Genomic DNA, 17,231 nt, shown 5'->3' on the forward strand with positions numbered 1-17,231 from the left:
CCTCGAGGGCGCTGCGCAGGCACGCACCGTGCTCCATGGTGAGGAAGCCGCGCACGAACATGCCGCCGGTGGTCTCCGCGAGCGTGACGAACTCGCGCTCGGACGCGGCGACGTAGCCGCGCTCGTCGGAGTCAGGGTCTGCGGCGACGGCCCAGCGCTTGACCAGGCTCGAGAACGCATCCGCCCCGAGCGACTGACCGTGCCCGATGAGGAAGTCCTCGCCGCAGTCCGACTCTGCGTCCTCGAGCGCATCGCGACGCGCCTGCGACGTCGTCGCGTGCCGCGCGAGCGCCTGCGCGTGGTCGAGCGGCAGGTCGCCCTGGACGACCGCCTGCCCGGTCGCGGCGAGCTCGGCGGCGAAGGACCGGCCGAGCCGGACGAGTGATCGTGCGCGGACATGGGTCATGTGGCCAGATACGGCGAGCCAGGACGACAGGGACCTCGCACCGCCGAGGCCCCACCAACCGTCGAGCTCGACCACGCGCACCACCTGTGCCGTGAGCCCGGTGATCCGCCCGGCCAGGCAGTCGAGCTCGAGCAGCTGCTCTGCCGCGTCACGCCCGGCCAGGTCGTCGACCGGGAGGTCGGCCAGCTGGTCGACACACGCGCGGATGGTCGCGATCAGCTCGCTCCGCTCGATGCCCACGCCGCCGCCTCCATGGTGGTTCGAAATGCCCGACTCGAACAACTGTACGACGAGGGTCTGACACGCAGCGGACGGGTTGTGGACAACTCCCGACGGGCACGAGGGGGCCGCCTGGGGAAACGCAGATGCGACGAATTGGGCATCCAGAGCCCGCACGTGCGGCGCTACTCTTCCTGTCGTGACTCAGTTCCGGATCAATGAAGCAGCCGTGCTCCTCGGCGTCAGCGACGACTCCGTCCGTCGCTGGATCGACGCCGGCTCGCTGGCGGCCGGCACGAGCGGTGGCCGCACGGTCATCGACGGTGCCGAGCTCGCCGCCCTCGCCGTCGACCGCGCCCGCACCCCGGAGGACCCCGACGCCGGCCGCACCTCGGCCCGGAACCGCTTCGTCGGCCTCGTCACCGCCATCACCGCCGACACCGTCATGGCCCAGGTCGAGCTGCAGTGCGGCCCGTTCCGCATCGTCTCCCTGATGTCGAGCGAGGCGGTGCGCGACCTCGGCCTCGAGGTCGGTTCGCGCGCGGTCGCGGTCGTGAAGGCGACGACGGTCGTCGTCGAGACCCCGGGCGAAGCCCGATGACGAGCACGACGACACACAGGAGCCCGATGAAGCGCACGACGCCCGCGACGCTCGCCCTGGCCGCCCTCCTCGCCCTCGCGGGATGCAGCTCCTCGAACGAGGCGGGCACCGGGAGCCCGAGCACCAGTGCATGGGGCGACCTCACCGGTCAGCTCACGATCTTCGCCGCCGCGAGCCTCCAGCCCGCGTTCGACGAGCTCACGGCCACCTTCGCCGCGGCTCACCCCGACGTCACCGTCAACCCGGTCACCTACGACGGCTCGTCCACGCTCGCGACCCAGCTGGTCGAGGGCGGTAGTGCGGACGTCTTCGCCTCGGCCGACGAGAAGAACATGAAGCCCGTCGTCGACGCCGGCCTGACGGCCGCGACCCCTGAGGTCTTCACGACGAACACGCTCCAGATCGTCGTCGCACCCGGCAACCCGAAGAAGGTGACCAGCCTCGCGGACCTCGCCACGCTCTCGGCCGACGGCGGCATCGTCGTCCTGTGCGCCGCCGAGGTCCCCTGCGGCTCGGCGTCCCAGCAGGTCCTGGACGCGGCGAAGGTCGAGCTGAAGCCCGCCAGCGAGGAGCAGAACGTCAGGGCCGTGCTCACCAAGGTCGTCTCGGGCGAGGCCGACGCGGGCCTCGTCTACCGCACGGACGTTCTCAAGGCGGGCGACGACGTCGAGGGCGTCGACTTCGCCGAGGCGGCCGGCGTCGTCAACCGGTACCCGATCGCTGTCCTGTCCGACGACTCACGCGACGCGGGTCACGAGGCGGCGACGGCCCAGGCGTTCGTCGACCTGGTGCTGTCCGACGAGGGCCAGAAGGTGCTCGCCACCAAGGGGTTCACCGCGCCGTGAGACCAAGCGCGAGGACAGGCGCGAGCACAGGCACGACGACGGGCACGACGAGCGCCCCCCGCCTGCTCTGGGTCCCCGCGGCCCTCGCGGTCGGTCTGCTCGTGCTGCCCGTCGTCGCGCTCGTCGTCCGCGCCGACTGGTCCTCCCTCCCGTCGGACGTCACGTCACCCGCGGCCGTCCGCGCGCTGACCCTGTCGCTCACGACGTCCGTCACCGCGACGGTCATCTGCCTCGTCCTCGGCGTGCCGCTCGCGGTGCTGCTCGCGCGCGCGAGCGGCTGGGCGGCCGACCTGCTGCGGGCCCTCGTCACGCTCCCGCTGGTCCTGCCGCCCACGGTCGGCGGCATCGCGCTGCTCTACCTGCTGGGCCGACGAGGCCTCCTCGGTGAGTCGCTCGACGCGTGGTTCGGCATCCGCCTGCCCTTCACGACAGCGGCCGTGGTGATCGCGCAGGCGTTCGTCGCGATGCCGTTCCTGGTCCTCGGCGTGGAGGGCGCGCTGCGCACGGCCGGCACCCGGTACGAGGTCGTCGCCGCGACGCTCGGCGCGGGCCGCTGGACGGTCCTGCGCCGCATCACCCTGCCCCTGGTCGCGCCCGGCCTGATCAGCGGCACGGTCCTGTGCTTCGCCCGGGCGCTCGGCGAGTTCGGCGCCACGGCCCTGTTCGCGGGCAACACCCCGGGCGTCACGCAGACGATGCCGCTCGCGATCTACTCGGCGTTCAACGGCTCCGGCGTCACGCAGGGGACCGCCGTCGCGCTCTCGCTGCTGCTCGTCGCGGCCGCCGTCGCCGTGCTCCTCGCGGCCCGCGCCTGGCGCCCGGGGAGGGCGGAATGACCGCGGAGAGCACGCTCCACGCGCGCGTCGTCGTCCGGCGCGGTGCCTTCGTCCTGGACGCCGAGATCGAGGCCCGCCCGGGTCGGATCGTGGCGGTCGTCGGCCCCAACGGCGCCGGCAAGTCCACCCTCCTCGACGCGATCGCGGGTCTCCTGATGCCCGACGAGGGCCGCGTGGCGATCGGCGACCGCGTCCTGACCGACGCTGCGACGGGCCGCAGGGTCCGCCCCGAGCACCGCTCGGTCGGCCTGCTCGGCCAGGACCCGCTCGTCTTCCCGCACCTGTCCGCGCTCGAGAACGTCGCGTTCGGCCCCCGCAGCAGCGGTACCTCGGCCCGCGACGCCCGACGAGCGGCCGCGACCTGGCTCGAGGCCGTGGGCCTCGCCGACCTCGCCGACCGGCGCCCCGACGCGCTGTCGGGAGGCCAGCGTCAGCGCGTGGCCCTCGCTCGCGCGCTCGCGCCCCGACCGGCGGTCGTGCTGCTCGACGAGCCCTTCGCCCAGCTCGACGTCCGCACCGCGGCCGAGCTGCGCGATCTCGTGCGCGAGCAGGTCCGCCGCACCGGCACCGCGGCGGTGCTCGTCACGCACGACCTGGTCGACGCCCTCACGCTCGCCGACCACGTGGTCGTCCTGCACGACGGTCGCGTCGTCGAGGAGGGCGACGTCCTTGCGGTCCTCACCGACCCCGCGCACCCGTTCACCGCGGCGCTCGCGGGCGTGAACCTCGTCGTCGGCACGATGTCCGACGGTGCCCTCGTCGGCCCCGGCGGTGTCGTCGTCCCGTGCGGCCCCGACGCCCCACCGCCCGGCAGCCGTGCCCAGGTCACGTTCGCACCCGCGGCCGTCCGGGTCGGCGCGGCGGGTTGGGAGACCCGCGTCGTCGACGTGGAGAACGGCGCCACGGGCGTCCGCGTCCGCACGACCGCAGACGTCGTCGTCGACCTCGCCCCGGCCGCGGCCGCGGCGCTCGACCTGCGCGTCGGCAGCCCGCTGCGCCTCGCGGTCGACCCCGGCGACGTCCGCGTGCGCCCTGCGCCGCCCGCCTGAGAGGGCAAAACCTCACAGCCCCGTCCGGGGGCCGGTGCGCGAAAGGTTCGCAACGCGCAACAGCCCCGCGCACGGGGCCGAAACATCGGGTTCCTAGCGTTCGTCGCGTCGGAGTCAGCACCAGTCAGCACCATCCACCCCGGAGGCACTCATGGCGACACCGCTCGTGGACAAGGCACCCTCGACCGATGCGGCCGTCGCGGCCACAGCGGCTGCCGCGCCGCTCACCCGCCGCCCCGGCAGGTGGATCGACGGCTGGGATCCCGAGGACGCCGGCCAGTGGGCCGCCGAGGGGCGCGGCGTCGCCCGGCGCAACCTCGGCCTGTCCGTGTTCGCCGAGTTCCTCGGGTTCGCCGTGTGGGCGCTGTGGAGCATCGTCGTCCCGCAGCTTCCCGCGGCGGGCTTCGACCTGACAGTCGACCAGATGTTCTGGCTCATCGCCGTCCCGAGCCTCGTCGGCGCGACCCTGCGCATCCCGTACACGTTCGCGGTGCCGATCTTCGGCGGTCGCAACTGGACCATCGTCTCCGCGCTGCTCCTGCTGATCCCGACCGTCTCTCTCGCGCTCGCGGTCCAGAGCAGCGACACGTCGTTCGGCGTGCTGCTGCTGGTCGCCGCGCTCGCGGGCTTCGGCGGCGGCAACTTCGCCTCCTCGATGGCGAACATCTCGTTCTTCTACCCCGAGCGCGAGAAGGGCCGCGCGCTGGGCCTGAACGCCGCGGGCGGCAACATCGGCACCGCGGCCGTGCAGTTCGCCGTGCCGCTCATCATCGTCGGCGCCGCGGGCGTGCAGCTCGAGCGTGCCGGCTGGATGTTCGTCCCGCTGATCCTCGTCGCCGCCTTCCTGGCCTGGCGGTTCATGGACAACCTGTCCCACGCCAAGTCCGACCCGCGCTCCTACGGCGTGGCGGCCCGCTCGCGGCACACGTGGATCATCTCGTTCGTCTACATCGGCACCTTCGGCTCGTTCATCGGCTTCTCGGGCGCGTTCCCCACGCTGCTCAAGGCGCAGTTCCCCGAGGTCACGGTGTCGATCGCCTTCCTTGGCGCCCTGGTCGGGTCGGTCGCCCGCCCCGCCGGCGGCTGGCTCGCCGACCGGTTCGGCGGCTCACGCGTGACGATCGCGGCCTTCGCGATCATGGCCGCGGGCACGGTCAGCGCGATCTTCGCCCTCCGCGAGCACGCGTTCGGCGCGTTCCTCGCCTCGTTCCTCGTCCTGTTCACCGCCACCGGCGCGGGCAACGGCTCGGTCTACCGGATGATCCCGGCCGTCTTCCGGCACGGCGTGTCCGACGACGCGGACCGCGCCCGTCGGGCCAAGGCCGCGGCCGGGTGCCTCGGCATCGCGGGGGCGATCGGAGCGTTCGGCGGCTTCCTCATCCCGCGCGGCTTCGCCTACTCGACGAACCACACGGGCAACATCCAGGCCGCACTGTGGGTCATCGTCGGCGCGTACGTCGTCATGGCCACGGTCGTGTGGGCCGTCTACCAGCGCCGCGGCTCCTCCTTCGGTGCGACGGTGATCTGAGCTTGACCACCACCACGCCGGCCCCGCAGGGGAGCACCACGTCGCTCGAGCAGGTCGCGACGGTGTGCTCCTACTGCGGGGTGGGCTGCGGCATCGTCCTCGACGTCGAGTCCGACGACGAGGGCCGCCGCGTCGCGCGGGGCGCGCGAGGGGACAAGTCACACCCGGCCAACGCCGGCCGGCTGTGCACCAAGGGCGCGACGAGCGCGGACATGCTGGCGGCCGGCGGCCGGGCGAGCCACGCTCTCGTGCGTCCCGAGCGCGGCGCCGAGCCGGTCCGGGCGGACCTCGACGCCACGATCGAGCTCGTCGCCCGGCGGCTGCGCGAGGTCGTGGACACGCACGGGCCCGACGCGTTCGCGCTCTACGTCTCCGGGCAGATGAGCCTCGAGGCCCAGTACCTCGCCAACAAGCTCGCCAAGGGCTACGTGCGCACGCAGTGGATCGAGTCGAACTCGCGGCTGTGCATGGCCAGCGCGGGCACGGGCTACAAGCTCTCGCTGGGCGCGGACGGCCCGCCCGGGTCGTACGACGACCTCGACCACGCCGACGTGTTCTTCGTGATCGGCGCCAACATGGCCGACTGCCACCCGATCCTGTTCCTGCGGCTGCTCGACCGGGTCAAGGCCGGCGCGAAGCTCATCGTCGTCGACCCGCGTCGGACCGCGACCGCCGACAAGGCCGACCTGTTCCTGCAGGTCGCGCCCGGCACCGACATCGCGCTCATGAACGGCCTGCTGGGGCTCGTCGTCGAGGCCGGCGGGCTCGACGAGGCCTTCGTCGCCGAGCACACCGAGGGGTGGGACGCGCTCGAGGCGATGCTCGAGGACTACCCGACCGACGAGGTCGCGCGTATCACCGGCGTGCCGGAGGCGGACCTGCGCGCGGCCGCGGCGATGCTCGCCGGAGCGACCAACTGGGTCTCCTGCTGGACCATGGGCCTCAACCAGTCCGCGCACGGCACGTGGAACACGAACGTGCTGGTCAACCTCCACCTCGCGACCGGTGCGATCTGCCGCACGGGATCCGGCCCGTTCTCCCTGACAGGCCAGCCCAACGCGATGGGCGGCCGCGAGATGGGCTACATGGGCCCGGGCCTGCCCGGTCAGCGCTCGGTCCTGGACGCCGACGACCGGGCGTTCGTCGAGGGTGTGTGGGACCTGGCTCCCGGGACGCTGCGACCCGACTTCACCGGCCGCGGGACGGTCGACATGTTCGAGCGCATGGCCGCGGGCGAGATCAAGGCATGCTGGGTGGTGTGCACCAACCCGGTCGCGTCGGTCGGCAACCGGCGCACCGTCATCGAGGGCCTCGAGCGCGCCGAGCTCGTCGTGACGCAGGACGCCTTCGCCGACACCGAGACCAACGCCTACGCCGACGTCGTCCTGCCGGGTGCGCTGTGGTCGGAGTCCGACGGCGTGATGATCAACTCCGAGCGCAACCTCACGCTCGCCCGCGCGGCCCTGCGTCCGCCCGGCGACGCGCTGCCCGACTGGCAGCTCATCGCCCGCGTCGCGACCGCTATGGGCTACGACGGCTTCGACTTCGCGACGTCGGCGGAGGTCTTCGAGGAGCTGCGCGCGTTCGCGAACCCGCGCACGGGCTACGACCTGCGCGGCGTGACGTACGACCGCCTGCGCGGCGGGTCCGTGCAGTGGCCCGCCGCCCCGGACGCGCCGCGCCGCAACCCGATCCGCTACCTCAACGACGGCGTGTCGCAGCCGGTGCTCGAGCACCCCGACGGCACGCGCCCGCGGCTGCACTTCCCGACGCCGTCGGGCCGCGCCCGGTTCCACGCGCGCCCGCACCTGCCCGCGGCCGAGCTGCCCGACGACGACTACCCCTTCGTGCTCAACACCGGCCGTGTCCAGCACCAGTGGCACACGATGACCAAGACGGGGAAGGTCGCCAAGCTCACCAAGCTCGCGCCGGGGCCGTTCATCGAGATCCACCCGTCGGACGCCGCCGGGCTGGGGCTCGTCGACGGCGCGTCGGTCGAGATCGCCTCGCGCCGCGGTCGCGCCGTCCTGCCGGCACGGGTCACGGACCGCGTCCTGCCCGGTGCGCTGTTCGCGCCGTTCCACTGGAACGACGTGTTCGGGGAATACCTCGCCGTCAACGCGGTGACGAACGACGCGGTCGACCCGATCTCGTTCCAGCCCGAGCTCAAGGTGTGCGCGGTGGCCCTCACGCCGGTCGCGGCGCCGCCCGCCGCCCCTGTGCCCGCCGCTGGCACCGCTGACCTGCCCGACGCGCTGTCGGCGCAGGAGCCAGCCGCACCCCGCGGCGGGCTGACACCGGGCGCGCTCGCGATCCGCGCCCTCGGTGCCGCGCTGGGCCTCGACGTGCCCGAGCCGCCGAAGCTCGGCGACGACGAGCGCCGCTACCTCGCGGGCTTCCTCGCCGGCCTCGGCGGGGGAGAGCCAGGCACGCCCGTGCTGCCGTCGACCGCGCCGCTCGACCCCGACCAGGCGCTGTGGGTCGACGGCCTGCTCGCCGGGTTGTTCTCGCGCACGCCCGAGCGGCACGGCCCGCGGACCTCGGCCGACGAGGCTGCGCCGGCGACCCGGCAGGTCGTCGTGCTGTGGGCGTCGCAGACCGGCTCGGCCGAGGACCTGGCGCTCGCCGCCGCGCAGCGCCTGGTCGGCGCGGGTCTCGCGTCACGCACGGCCGCGATGGACGAGTGCCTGCCCGCCGACCTTCCTGTCGGCGCCGACCTCGTGGTCGTGACCAGCACGTTCGGCGACGGCGACGCGCCTGACAACGGCACCGCGTTCTGGGAGTCGGTCGCCGCGCAGGACGCGCGGCGGCTCGACGGCTCGCGGTTCGCGGTGCTCGCGCTGGGGGACTCGAGCTACGACCGGTTCTGCGGGCACGGGCGCAGGCTCGACCACCGGCTCGAGGAGCTCGGGGCGGTCCGCCTCGTGCCGCGCACCGACTGCGAGCCGGGCGAGGACGACCGCGCGCACGCGTGGATCGACGCGGTGGCGGCTGCGCTGACCGCACAGGAACCGGCGGCCTCGTCGTCGGACCCGTCCGCCGTCACGGTGCAGGAGCCGGCGGTGCCCTCGTCGGACGCGTCCCCGGAACCCGCCCTCGCGACCCGCCAGCACCCCGGCGAGGCGCGACTCGTCGGCAACCGCCTGCTGTCGCTGCCGGGCTCCGCCAAGGAGGTCCGCGAGATCGTCCTCGACGTCGCCGACAGCCCGCGCGAGGTCACCTACCGCGCGGGCGACGCGATCGCGGTCCGCCCGACGAACGCGGCCGCGCTGGTCGACGAGTGGCTCGCCGTGACCGGCTGGGACCCGACCCTGGAGGTCACGCTCGACGGCCGCGCTCGCCCGCTGCGCGAGGCGCTCACCGCCGACCTCGACATCAGCCGATTGTCGACCGACCTGCTCACCTTCGTCGCCGAGCGCTCCGGCAGCACCGAGCTGCGCCAGCTCCTGCGGCCCGGGAACGGCCACGAACTCGCGCGCTGGACGTGGTGCCGGCAAGCGGTCGACGTGGTCGCCGAGCTCGCGCCCGACGTGCACGCCGCCGACCTGGTCGGGGTGCTGCGCCGCCTCGCGCCGCGGCAGTACTCGATCTCGTCGAGCGCGCGGGTCTCACCCGACGCGGTGTCGCTGACGATGTCCGTCGTGCGGTACGCCTCACCGACGGGGACCGACCGCGGCGGGGTCTGCTCGACGTTCCTCGCCGACGCCCCGATCGGCACGCTCGTCCCGGTGCACGTGCAGCCCACGTCGCACTTCCTGCCGCCCGCCCCCGACGTGCCCGCGATCATGGTCGGCCCGGGCACGGGCGTCGCGCCGTTCGTCGGCTTCCTCGCCGACCGCGCCGCCGCCCGGCACACGGGCCGCAACTGGCTGTTCTTCGGCGAGCAGCACCAGGCGACGGACTTCTACTACCGCGACGAGCTGTCCCAGCTGCTCAAGGACGGCACGCTCGACCGCCTCTCGACCGCCTTCTCGCGTGACCAGCGCGCCAAGGTCTACGTCCAGGACCGGATGCGCGAGCACGGCGCGCGGCTGTGGGAGTGGCTCGAGGCGGGCGCGTCGTTCTTCGTCTGCGGCGACGCCTCCCGGATGGCCAAGGACGTCGACGCCGCACTGCGCGAGATCGTCGCCACCCACGGCCACCTGCCCCCGGAGTCCACGGACGCCTACGTCAAGCACCTCACCACGACCCGCCGCTACGTCCGCGACGTCTACTGACCCCCGCGAGGGTCCGGGCTCGGGGAGTGGGTCAGGTGACGGTGACCTGGACCTGGTCGTAGCCCTCGGCGCCGTTGGGGACGACGTCGACGCGCTTGCCCGACTGGACGCCCTCGGGGTCGTAGGCGCGCACGAGCAGGGTGTGCCGGCCCGGGTCGGCCTGCCAGCGGTAGCTCCACTGGCGCCACGAGTCGATGCCGCCGTCGTCGGCCAGGTCCACGTCGACCCACGGCCCGCTGTCGACCCGGACCTGCACGCGCGTGACGCCACGGTGCTGGGCCCACGAGGTCCCGGCGACGACGATCTCGCCGGCCTTCAGCGGGTCGTCGTACCGCGGCACGCTGATCCGCGACTGGGTCTTGATCGGCCCGTGCGGCGACCAGCCGCGGTCGGTCCAGTACGACGTCTTGTCGGCGAACCTCGTGACCTCGAGGTCGACGACCCACTTGGTCGCCGACACGTAGCCGTACAGGCCGGGAACGACCATCCGCACCGGGAAGCCGTGCTCGATCGGCAGCGGCTCGCCGTCCATGCCGATCGCGAGCAGCGCGTCGCGGTCGTCGGTGAGCGCCTCGATCGGCGTCGACGCCGTGAAGCCGTCGGAGCTCTTCGACAGCACCATGTCCGCGTCGGCGTGCGGCTTGGCGCGCGCGAGGACCTCACGGATCGGCAGCCCGAGCCAGCGCTGGTTGCCGATCAGGTCGCCGCCAACGGGGTTGGACACGCAGCACAGCGTCACCCACGCCTCGACCAGCTCGGACGCGAGCAGCTCGTCCCACGTCAGCGTGATCTCCTGCTCGACCAGCCCGTGCACGCGCAGCTCCCACGTGCTCGGGTCGAGCTGCGGGACGACGAGCGCGGTGTCGATGCGGTAGAAGTCGTCCGCCGGCGTCTCCCACGGCTCCATGCCGGGCGCGTCGACCTGCTCGCCCGCCGGGACGGGGGCGGCGGTGACGGCCGGGGCCGGCAGGCGCAGCGAGGCGCGGGCGCTCCGGGCGGCGCGTGCGGTCGCCCCGACCGCGCGGCCGACGAAGGCCGCGACCACGCCCAGGCTCGCGGCGGCGGCCGTGGCCTGGAGGAACGAGCGGCGGTCGGGTCCGGGAGCCGGGGCGATCCACACGTCGTCCTGCCCGGCCCCGATGGGCCGAGCGGCGTCCACCGGGCCGACCGAGGCGGCGACCGGCGCCCGCCGCGCCGGCACGGGCACCCGGGGGAGGCGATCGATCAGCAGTCGCAGCGCCACGAGCCCGGCGACCCCCGCGGCCACGCTCGGCACCGCGGCGAGCGTCCCGGTGTCCGGCCGCGACATCGCGGCGATCCCGCTCACGGCCGCGAGCAGCACGACGAGCGTCGCGCCCCACGCCCAGCGTCGCGCGGCGAGCACACCGGCCACTGCGGCGAGCAGCGCGAGCACGAGCACCTCGCCGATCCCGAGCACAAGCTTGTCGTCGGTGCCGAACGTCGAGGTCGCGAACTCCTTGAGCCACAGCGGCGTCGCGTCGACGAACGTCGCGCCGACCGCGTTGATCGGGTCGGACGCGGCGCCGGTGAACAGGGCGACGAGGCTCCCGGTCCCGACGGTCACGGCCCCCGCCGCCAGCCCGGCCAGCGCGGCGAGGCCGTCGCGCGTCCTGCTCTCCCGCGTGCTCATCCGCACCTCCGCTCGGCGTCCATCGTCCGCCCGGCGCCTGTGCGTCGCGCGCCGACGCGCGCCCGGGAGGGGGTGATCGTCAGGCGAGCGCCGGAGACCCGAGCTCCGCCGGAACGCGCCCGCCGTGGCCCGCGGCGACGAGCGCCGCTCGCACGCTCTGCGCCGCGGCGTCCAGCTCGGCACCCGGCAGGTCGGTCCGCGCGTTGGCGAACGTCAGGCTCGCCTCGTCCCACGCGGGAAGCACGTGCAGGTGCAGGTGCGGCACCTCGAACCCCGCGACGAGCAGCGCGGCGCGCGGCGCGTCCCACGCGGCCTGCTGCGCGAGGCCGATGGTCTTCGCGACGGCGATCAGGTGCGCGAGGACCTCGTCGGGCGCGTCCGTGAGCTGCACGATCTCGGCGCGCGGGACCACGAGCACGTGGCCGTCGGTGATCGGTGCGATCGTCGCGAACGCGACCGCCACCTCGTCGGCCCAGACGAACCGCCCGGGGATCTCGCCGTCGATGATGCGCGTGAACAGGGTCGCCATGCGCCCAACCTAACCGCGTGTGCCCGGTCAGCGTCCCCCGAGAGCGTCCTTGAGCTTGACCCGCCCGCCGGCGCGGAGCACCGCGTTGGAGTACACCCGTCCCGCGAGCCACACCAGCACGGGGATCAGCGCGATCGACAGCCCGAGCGAGACGGCGACCTCCCACCCCTCGACGGCGCCGAGCGCCTGCCGGATCGGCATGATGAACGGCGCCGCGAACGGGATGAAGGACATCACGACGACGATCGTGCTCTCCGGGTCATAGGGCGCGATGCTGATCCCGACGATGTACGGGACGATCATGAGCGCGATGACGGGGCCTGTCACGGAGCCGATGTCCTCCTGGCGCGAGACCAGCGCGGCGAGCGCGGCCAGCACGAGCGCGAACATCGCGAACCCCACGACGAACCACACGAGCGCCCACACCGCGATCGCGCCGACGTCCAGCGACGACGAGTCCAGCACGCCGAACCCGAGTGACGACGCGACGGCCGCGCCGACGATCAGCACGAGCTGCACCAGCCCGACGATCCCGATGCCGAGCACCTTGCCCGCCATGAGCTGCCATGGCCGCAGCGTCGCCAGCAGCAGCTCGACCACGCGGCTCGTCTTCTCCTCGACCACGCCCTGCGCGACGAGCTGGCCCGCGTTCATCAGGGCGATGAACAGCAGGATCCCGACGATCACACCGGCGGCGATCTGACCGCCGTCGCGCTCGGGCTCGGGCTCGAGCGCGGTGACCGTGGGCGCGGCCGTCGCGACGGCCTGTGCGACCTCGGCCGGGTCGCCGCCCAGGTCGGTCACGGCGCCGCTCAGCGCGAGCTGTTGCGCGAGCGATCCGAACACGGGCCCGAGCTGGTCACTCAGGTCCTGCTTGACCACGATCTCGAGGGTCGGCGAGGTCGCGACGACGAGCGCGTCGGCGTCCCCGGACGACAGCAGCTTCTCGCCGGCCGCGCGGTCGGGGACCTCACGCGTGACGACGTCGACCCCGACGCCGGTCGCGGTCGCCTTGACCTGGTCAGCCGCCCCCGCAGCGTCGGTCGTCACGGCGACCTGCTGCGGGTCGCTCGACGAGCCCGTGAGCTTGAACAGCAGCCCGCCGAGCACGACGATCACGACGAACGCGAGCGTGAGCCAGATGAAGGCCTTCGACGCGAGGCGCGTGCGGATCTCGCGGCCCGCGACGAGCCGGATCGCCGCGCCCGAGCCGAGCGAACGGTCGGCGCTCATGCTGCCCCCTCCTCGGTCTCGACCTGTTCGGCCGGAACGTCGGCCGCGACCACGTCGCGGTACAGCTCGGTCAGCGACGGCCGCACGAGCGAGAACTCGCGCACCGGGCCGGCGGCGAGCGCCGCGCGCAGGACGGCCTGGTCCACCTCGTCGGGGCCGGTCCCGGCGGCCTCGACCACGGTCGTCGTGCCGGACGACTCCAGCACGCGGACCTCGGGCACGCCGGCCGCCCACGCGGAGTCGGGCGGCCCGTCGACCGCCCATCGGCGATGCTCGGTGGTGCGCAGCTCGTCGATCCCGCCCAGCGCCACCATCGAGCCGGCGCGCACGATCCCGACCCGGTCGCTGAGCCGCTCGACGAGCTCGAGCTGGTGGGAGGAGAACACGACCGGCCGGCCGGCGGCGGCCTGCTCGCGCAGCACCCCGCTCATGACGTCGACCGCCACGGGGTCGAGGCCGGAGAAGGGCTCGTCGAGCACGAGGATGTCGGGCTCGTGCACCAGGGCCGCGGCGAGCTGCACGCGCTGCTGGTTGCCGAGCGAGAGCTTGAGCACCTCGTCGCCGCGGCGCTCCTCGATGCCGAGCGTCTCGGTCCAACGCTCCATCGACGCGCGGGCCGCCGCGGTGTCCATGCCGTGCAGCCGCGCGAGGTAGACGAGCTGCTCGCCGACCTTCATGCGCGGGTACAGGCCGCGTTCTTCGGGCATGTAGCCGATCCGGCGCCGCGTGTCCGGGCCCAGCGGCGCGGAGTCCCATCGCACCTCACCACTGTCCTGGGCGAGCACGCCCAGCACGATGCGCATCGTGGTCGACTTGCCGGCGCCGTTCGAGCCGACGAATCCGAAGATCTCGCCGGCTCGCACGTCGAAGGTCATGTCGCGCAGCGCGCGGACGGATCCGTAGGTCTTGTTGAGAGCGTCGATCTCGAGCGAGGCCATCGCCCGATTCAATCAAACTCCGCCGACATCGGCAGGCGTCAGCCGGCCCGCTCGTGGCCCAGCCGCGCGAGCGCGAGGACCGTGTTCCAGTTGCGTGCGGTGCCGGCGCGCCCGCACGCCCTGCTCAGCACCGGCAGGGTCAGCTTCGAGCGGCCGATCCCGTCCGGGTAGGACGCGTACGCCTCGTGCCCGTGCCACACGACCTGCTCGTTGCCGTACGGGGCCGGGTCGAACGACGTGCCGCCCACCGCGCCGTCCCACGCGTAGACGACCAGGTGGGACGGGTCGTCGCGTGCCTCGTCGGGGAACGGCAGCGCGTCGATCACCGCGTCCCACTGCGCGAGCGTCCGCGCGACGACCGGCACGTCGAACCCGACGTCGGCCGACAGCGCGGCGGACAGGTCCCGCTCGACGGTGGCCGGCGTCGCCGACGTCACGAGCACGAGGTTCCCGCTGTTGACGTAACTGGCCACCTGCTCGTACCCGAGCCCCTCGGCGACCGACCGCATGCCCGCGGCGGTCACCTTGCGGCCGCCGACGTTGACGGCCCGCAGCAGCGCGATCACGACTCCCATGCGCGCCAGCGTGCCACGGACCTCTCACAGCCACCGGGGAGCCGGTGTGCGGGAAGTGTTCGGAAGAGGAAACCGATGCGCGCCCCGCGGCGAAACACGCGGTTCCTACCGTCGGAGCACGGACCTGCACCCCCAGAGCAGACCGGACGCCTCGAGCAGCAGCACGGACGGAGCCCCATGAGCCAGCACCTCGTCGTCGTCGGCGGAGGCATGGTGGCGCAGCGCCTCGTCGAGGCCCTGCGCGACAGGGACGAGGCCGGCGCCTGGCGCGTCACGGTCCTCGCCGAGGAGCCTCGTCGGCCCTACGACCGCGTCGCCCTGACGAGCTACTTCTCCGGCCGGGACGCCGAGGACCTGGCGCTGGGCGATGCCGAGCTGTGGCACGACCCACTGGTCACGCTGGCCCGCGACGAGCGCGTCGTGGCCGTCGACCGCACGGCCCGGACCGTGACGACCGCGCGCGGGAGGGTCGAGCACTACGACCACCTCGTCCTCGCGACCGGTTCGTCGGCCTGGGTGCCGCCCATCGAGGGCGCCGACCTGCCCGGCGTGTTCGTCTACCGCACGATCGACGACGTCGCCGCGCTGCGCGGGTACGTCGAGGCGATGTCCGAGGGCAAGACCGTGCGCGGCGCGGTGCTCGGCGGCGGCCTGCTGGGCCTCGAGGCTGCGGGCGCCCTGCAGGCGCTGGGCGCGCAGACCACGGTGCTGCAGGTCGGCACGCACCTCATGTCGGCGCAGGTCGACCTCGGGGGAGGCGAGGCGCTGCGGCGGCTCATCAACGCGCTCGGCGTCGGCGTGCGGCTCAACGCGGCGACGACGCGGATCCGCCCGCACCGCCGCGGCGGCGTGGGCCGGCTCGACCTCGCCGACGGCGGCCGGGTCGACGCCGACGTCGTCGTCATCGCCGCGGGCGTCCGGCCGCGCGACGAGCTGGCCCGCGACGCCGGGCTCGAGATCGGGGCGCGCGGCGGGGTCGTCGTCGACGACACCTGCCTCACGTCCGACCCCCACATCTCCGGGGTCGGCGAGGTCGCATGCATCCAGGGTGCCTGCATCGGCCTCGTCGCCCCCGGGTACGCGATGGCCGAGGTGGCCGTCGACCGCCTTCTCGGTGGCCACGCGGAGTTCCCCGGCGCGGACACCGCCACGAAGCTGAAGCTCTCGGGCGTCGACGTGGCGAGCTTCGGCGACGCGTTCGGTGAGACGCCGGGCGCGCTCGAGATCGTCTGGGCCGACCCCGTGGCCGGCGTCTACAAGAAGCTCGTGATGTCCGACGACGCGCGCACGCTGCTCGGCGGCGTCCTCGTCGGCGACGCGTCCGCCTACGCGAGCCTGCGGCCGATGCTGGGCCGCGAGCTGCCCGGCGACCCCGCCGCCTACCTCCTGCCCGAGGGGACCGGGGGAGCCCCCGACCTCGAGCTGCCCGACGACGCCGCGGTGTGCTCGTGCAACAACGTGTCCGCCGGCGCCGTGCGCGGCGCGGTCACCGAGCACGGCTGCACCGACCTGCCCGCGGTCAAGGCCTGCACCAAGGCCGGAACGAGCTGCGGGTCCTGCCTCCCGCTCGTCAAGAAGCTCGTCACGACCGAGCTGACCAAGCAAGGCATCACGGTCTCGACCGCGCTGTGCGAGCACTTCGCGCTGTCCCGCGCCGGGCTGTACGACGCCGTCCGCGTGGCCGGGGTGCGCTCGTTCACCGAGGTCGTCGCGCGGTTCGGCACCCGGCCCGACGCGCGCGGCTGCGACATCTGCAAGCCCGCGGTCGCCTCGATCCTCGCGACGACGGCCCCGGCGCACGTCCTCGAGGGCGAGCGGGCCGCGCTGCAGGACACCAACGACCACGTGATGGCCAACCTGCAGAAGGACGGCTCGTACTCGGTCGTGCCGCGCATCCCCGGCGGCGAGGTGACGCCCGAGGGGCTCATCGCGATCGGTGCCGTCGCCCAGGACTTCGGGCTGTACACGAAGATCACCGGCGGACAGCGGATCGACATGTTCGGCGCTCGGATCGACCAGCTCCCGGCCATCTGGCAGCGCCTGGTCGACGCGGGCTTCGAGTCCGGGCACGCGTACGGCAAGTCGCTGCGGACCGTGAAGTCGTGCGTCGGGTCGACGTGGTGCCGGTTCGGGGTCCAGGACTCCGTGGCGCTCGCGGTCCTGCTCGAGCTGCGCTACCGCGGCCTGCGCTCGCCGCACAAGATCAAGCTCGGCGTCTCGGGCTGCGCGCGTGAGTGCGCCGAGGCGCGCGGCAAGGACGTCGGCGTGATCGCGACCGACAAGGGGTGGAACGTCTACGTCGGCGGCAACGGCGGGTTCACCCCGCGGCACGCCCAGCTGCTGGCCGAGGACCTCGACACCGAGACGCTCATCCGCACGATCGACCGCTTCCTGCTCTACTACGTCCGCACCGCCGACCGGCTGCAGCGCACGGCGCCGTGGATCGAGGACGTCGAGGGCGGGCTCGACGGCGTCCGGGCCGTGGTGCTCGAGGACTCGCTCGGCATCGCCGCGGACCTCGACGAGCAGATGGCCCAGCACGTCGAGGACTACTCCGACGAGTGGAAGGACACGCTCGACGACCCGGAGAAGCTGCGCCGGTTC

13 protein-coding genes are annotated in these 17,231 nt (G+C 73.6%); 7 read left to right on the plus strand and 6 right to left on the minus strand.

Annotation, left to right across the window (positions count from 1 at the left end):
- A partial coding sequence (locus D1825_RS05855) for a DUF222 domain-containing protein (protein WP_118766512.1) occupies positions 1-646 on the minus strand: 646 nt, incomplete at its 3' end.
- 178 nt (positions 647-824) lie between these two features.
- Between D1825_RS05855 and D1825_RS05860 the strand changes: the two genes are divergently transcribed.
- The 6 genes from D1825_RS05860 to D1825_RS05885 all read left to right on the plus strand — a co-directional run bounded on the left by D1825_RS05860 (position 825) and on the right by D1825_RS05885 (position 9,701).
- The gene (locus D1825_RS05860) at positions 825-1,226 is read left to right on the plus strand and encodes a TOBE domain-containing protein (protein ID WP_118766513.1); all 402 of its coding nucleotides are present in this window, start codon (positions 825-827) and stop codon (positions 1,224-1,226) included.
- A 26-nt stretch (positions 1,227-1,252) separates the two neighbouring features.
- The gene (gene modA / locus D1825_RS05865; RefSeq protein WP_118766514.1) at positions 1,253-2,071 is read left to right on the plus strand and encodes a molybdate ABC transporter substrate-binding protein; all 819 of its coding nucleotides are present in this window, start codon (positions 1,253-1,255) and stop codon (positions 2,069-2,071) included.
- Positions 2,068-2,907: an ABC transporter permease gene (locus D1825_RS05870; protein ID WP_118766515.1), complete on the plus strand. Its 840-nt coding sequence runs from the start codon at positions 2,068-2,070 to the stop codon at positions 2,905-2,907. Before modA ends, D1825_RS05870 begins: the two co-directional genes overlap by 4 nt.
- Positions 2,904-3,956 carry an ABC transporter ATP-binding protein gene (locus D1825_RS05875; protein WP_118766516.1) on the plus strand — a complete coding sequence of 351 codons (1,053 nt, stop codon included), beginning with the start codon at positions 2,904-2,906 and terminating at the stop codon, positions 3,954-3,956. Before D1825_RS05870 ends, D1825_RS05875 begins: the two co-directional genes overlap by 4 nt.
- A 151-nt stretch (positions 3,957-4,107) precedes the next feature.
- A complete protein-coding gene (locus tag D1825_RS05880) occupies positions 4,108-5,484 on the plus strand; it encodes an MFS transporter (RefSeq protein ID WP_118766517.1) in 1,377 nt (458 codons plus the stop codon).
- Positions 5,485-5,486: 2 nt separating this feature from the next.
- Positions 5,487-9,701 (plus strand): bifunctional nitrate reductase/sulfite reductase flavoprotein subunit alpha, encoded by a 4,215-nt coding sequence (locus D1825_RS05885; protein WP_118766518.1) that lies wholly within the window; start codon positions 5,487-5,489, stop codon positions 9,699-9,701.
- A 31-nt stretch (positions 9,702-9,732) separates the two neighbouring features.
- Here the strand turns inward: D1825_RS05885 and D1825_RS05890 are convergent, their stop codons facing one another.
- From D1825_RS05890 to D1825_RS05910, 5 genes are all read right to left on the minus strand, one after another.
- Positions 9,733-11,352 (minus strand): molybdopterin-dependent oxidoreductase, encoded by a 1,620-nt coding sequence (locus tag D1825_RS05890; protein ID WP_118766519.1) that lies wholly within the window; start codon positions 11,350-11,352, stop codon positions 9,733-9,735.
- Between the two features lie 79 nt (positions 11,353-11,431).
- Positions 11,432-11,881: an HIT family protein gene (locus D1825_RS05895; protein WP_118766520.1), complete on the minus strand. Its 450-nt coding sequence runs from the start codon at positions 11,879-11,881 to the stop codon at positions 11,432-11,434.
- A gap of 27 nt (positions 11,882-11,908) precedes the next feature.
- Positions 11,909-13,114 carry an ABC transporter permease gene (locus D1825_RS05900; RefSeq protein WP_118766521.1) on the minus strand — a complete coding sequence of 402 codons (1,206 nt, stop codon included), beginning with the start codon at positions 13,112-13,114 and terminating at the stop codon, positions 11,909-11,911.
- Positions 13,111-14,052, minus strand: a complete 942-nt coding sequence (locus tag D1825_RS05905) for an ABC transporter ATP-binding protein (protein WP_118766522.1) — start codon at positions 14,050-14,052, stop codon at positions 13,111-13,113. The genes D1825_RS05900 and D1825_RS05905 overlap by 4 nt, the downstream gene beginning before the upstream one ends.
- A 38-nt stretch (positions 14,053-14,090) precedes the next feature.
- Entirely contained in the window at positions 14,091-14,627 is a 537-nt protein-coding gene (locus D1825_RS05910) for a DUF1697 domain-containing protein (RefSeq protein WP_118766523.1), read from the minus strand.
- Between the two features lie 177 nt (positions 14,628-14,804).
- On the opposite strand from D1825_RS05910, the gene nirB reads away from it, so the two are divergent.
- Positions 14,805-17,231 (plus strand): nitrite reductase large subunit NirB (nirB, locus tag D1825_RS05915; protein ID WP_118766524.1); only part of this gene is annotated, 2,427 nt, incomplete at its 3' end.

The sequence above is a fragment of the Cellulomonas rhizosphaerae genome (genome assembly GCF_003470205.1).
GTDB lineage: Bacteria > Actinomycetota > Actinomycetes > Actinomycetales > Cellulomonadaceae > Cellulomonas > Cellulomonas rhizosphaerae.

Bases quoted from the DNA above. Each gene is read 5' to 3' on its own strand.
- D1825_RS05880 (WP_118766517.1), top strand. From the start codon at position 4,108: ATGGCGACACCGCTCGTGGACAAGGCACCCTCGACCGATGCGGCCGTC.
- D1825_RS05890 (WP_118766519.1), bottom strand. From the start codon at position 11,352: ATGAGCACGCGGGAGAGCAGGACGCGCGACGGCCTCGCCGCGCTGGCC.
- D1825_RS05875 (WP_118766516.1), top strand. From the start codon at position 2,904: ATGACCGCGGAGAGCACGCTCCACGCGCGCGTCGTCGTCCGGCGCGGT.
- modA (WP_118766514.1), top strand. From the start codon at position 1,253: ATGAAGCGCACGACGCCCGCGACGCTCGCCCTGGCCGCCCTCCTCGCC.
- D1825_RS05910 (WP_118766523.1), bottom strand. From the start codon at position 14,627: ATGGGAGTCGTGATCGCGCTGCTGCGGGCCGTCAACGTCGGCGGCCGC.
- D1825_RS05905 (WP_118766522.1), bottom strand. From the start codon at position 14,052: ATGGCCTCGCTCGAGATCGACGCTCTCAACAAGACCTACGGATCCGTC.
- D1825_RS05895 (WP_118766520.1), bottom strand. From the start codon at position 11,881: ATGGCGACCCTGTTCACGCGCATCATCGACGGCGAGATCCCCGGGCGG.
- D1825_RS05900 (WP_118766521.1), bottom strand. From the start codon at position 13,114: ATGAGCGCCGACCGTTCGCTCGGCTCGGGCGCGGCGATCCGGCTCGTC.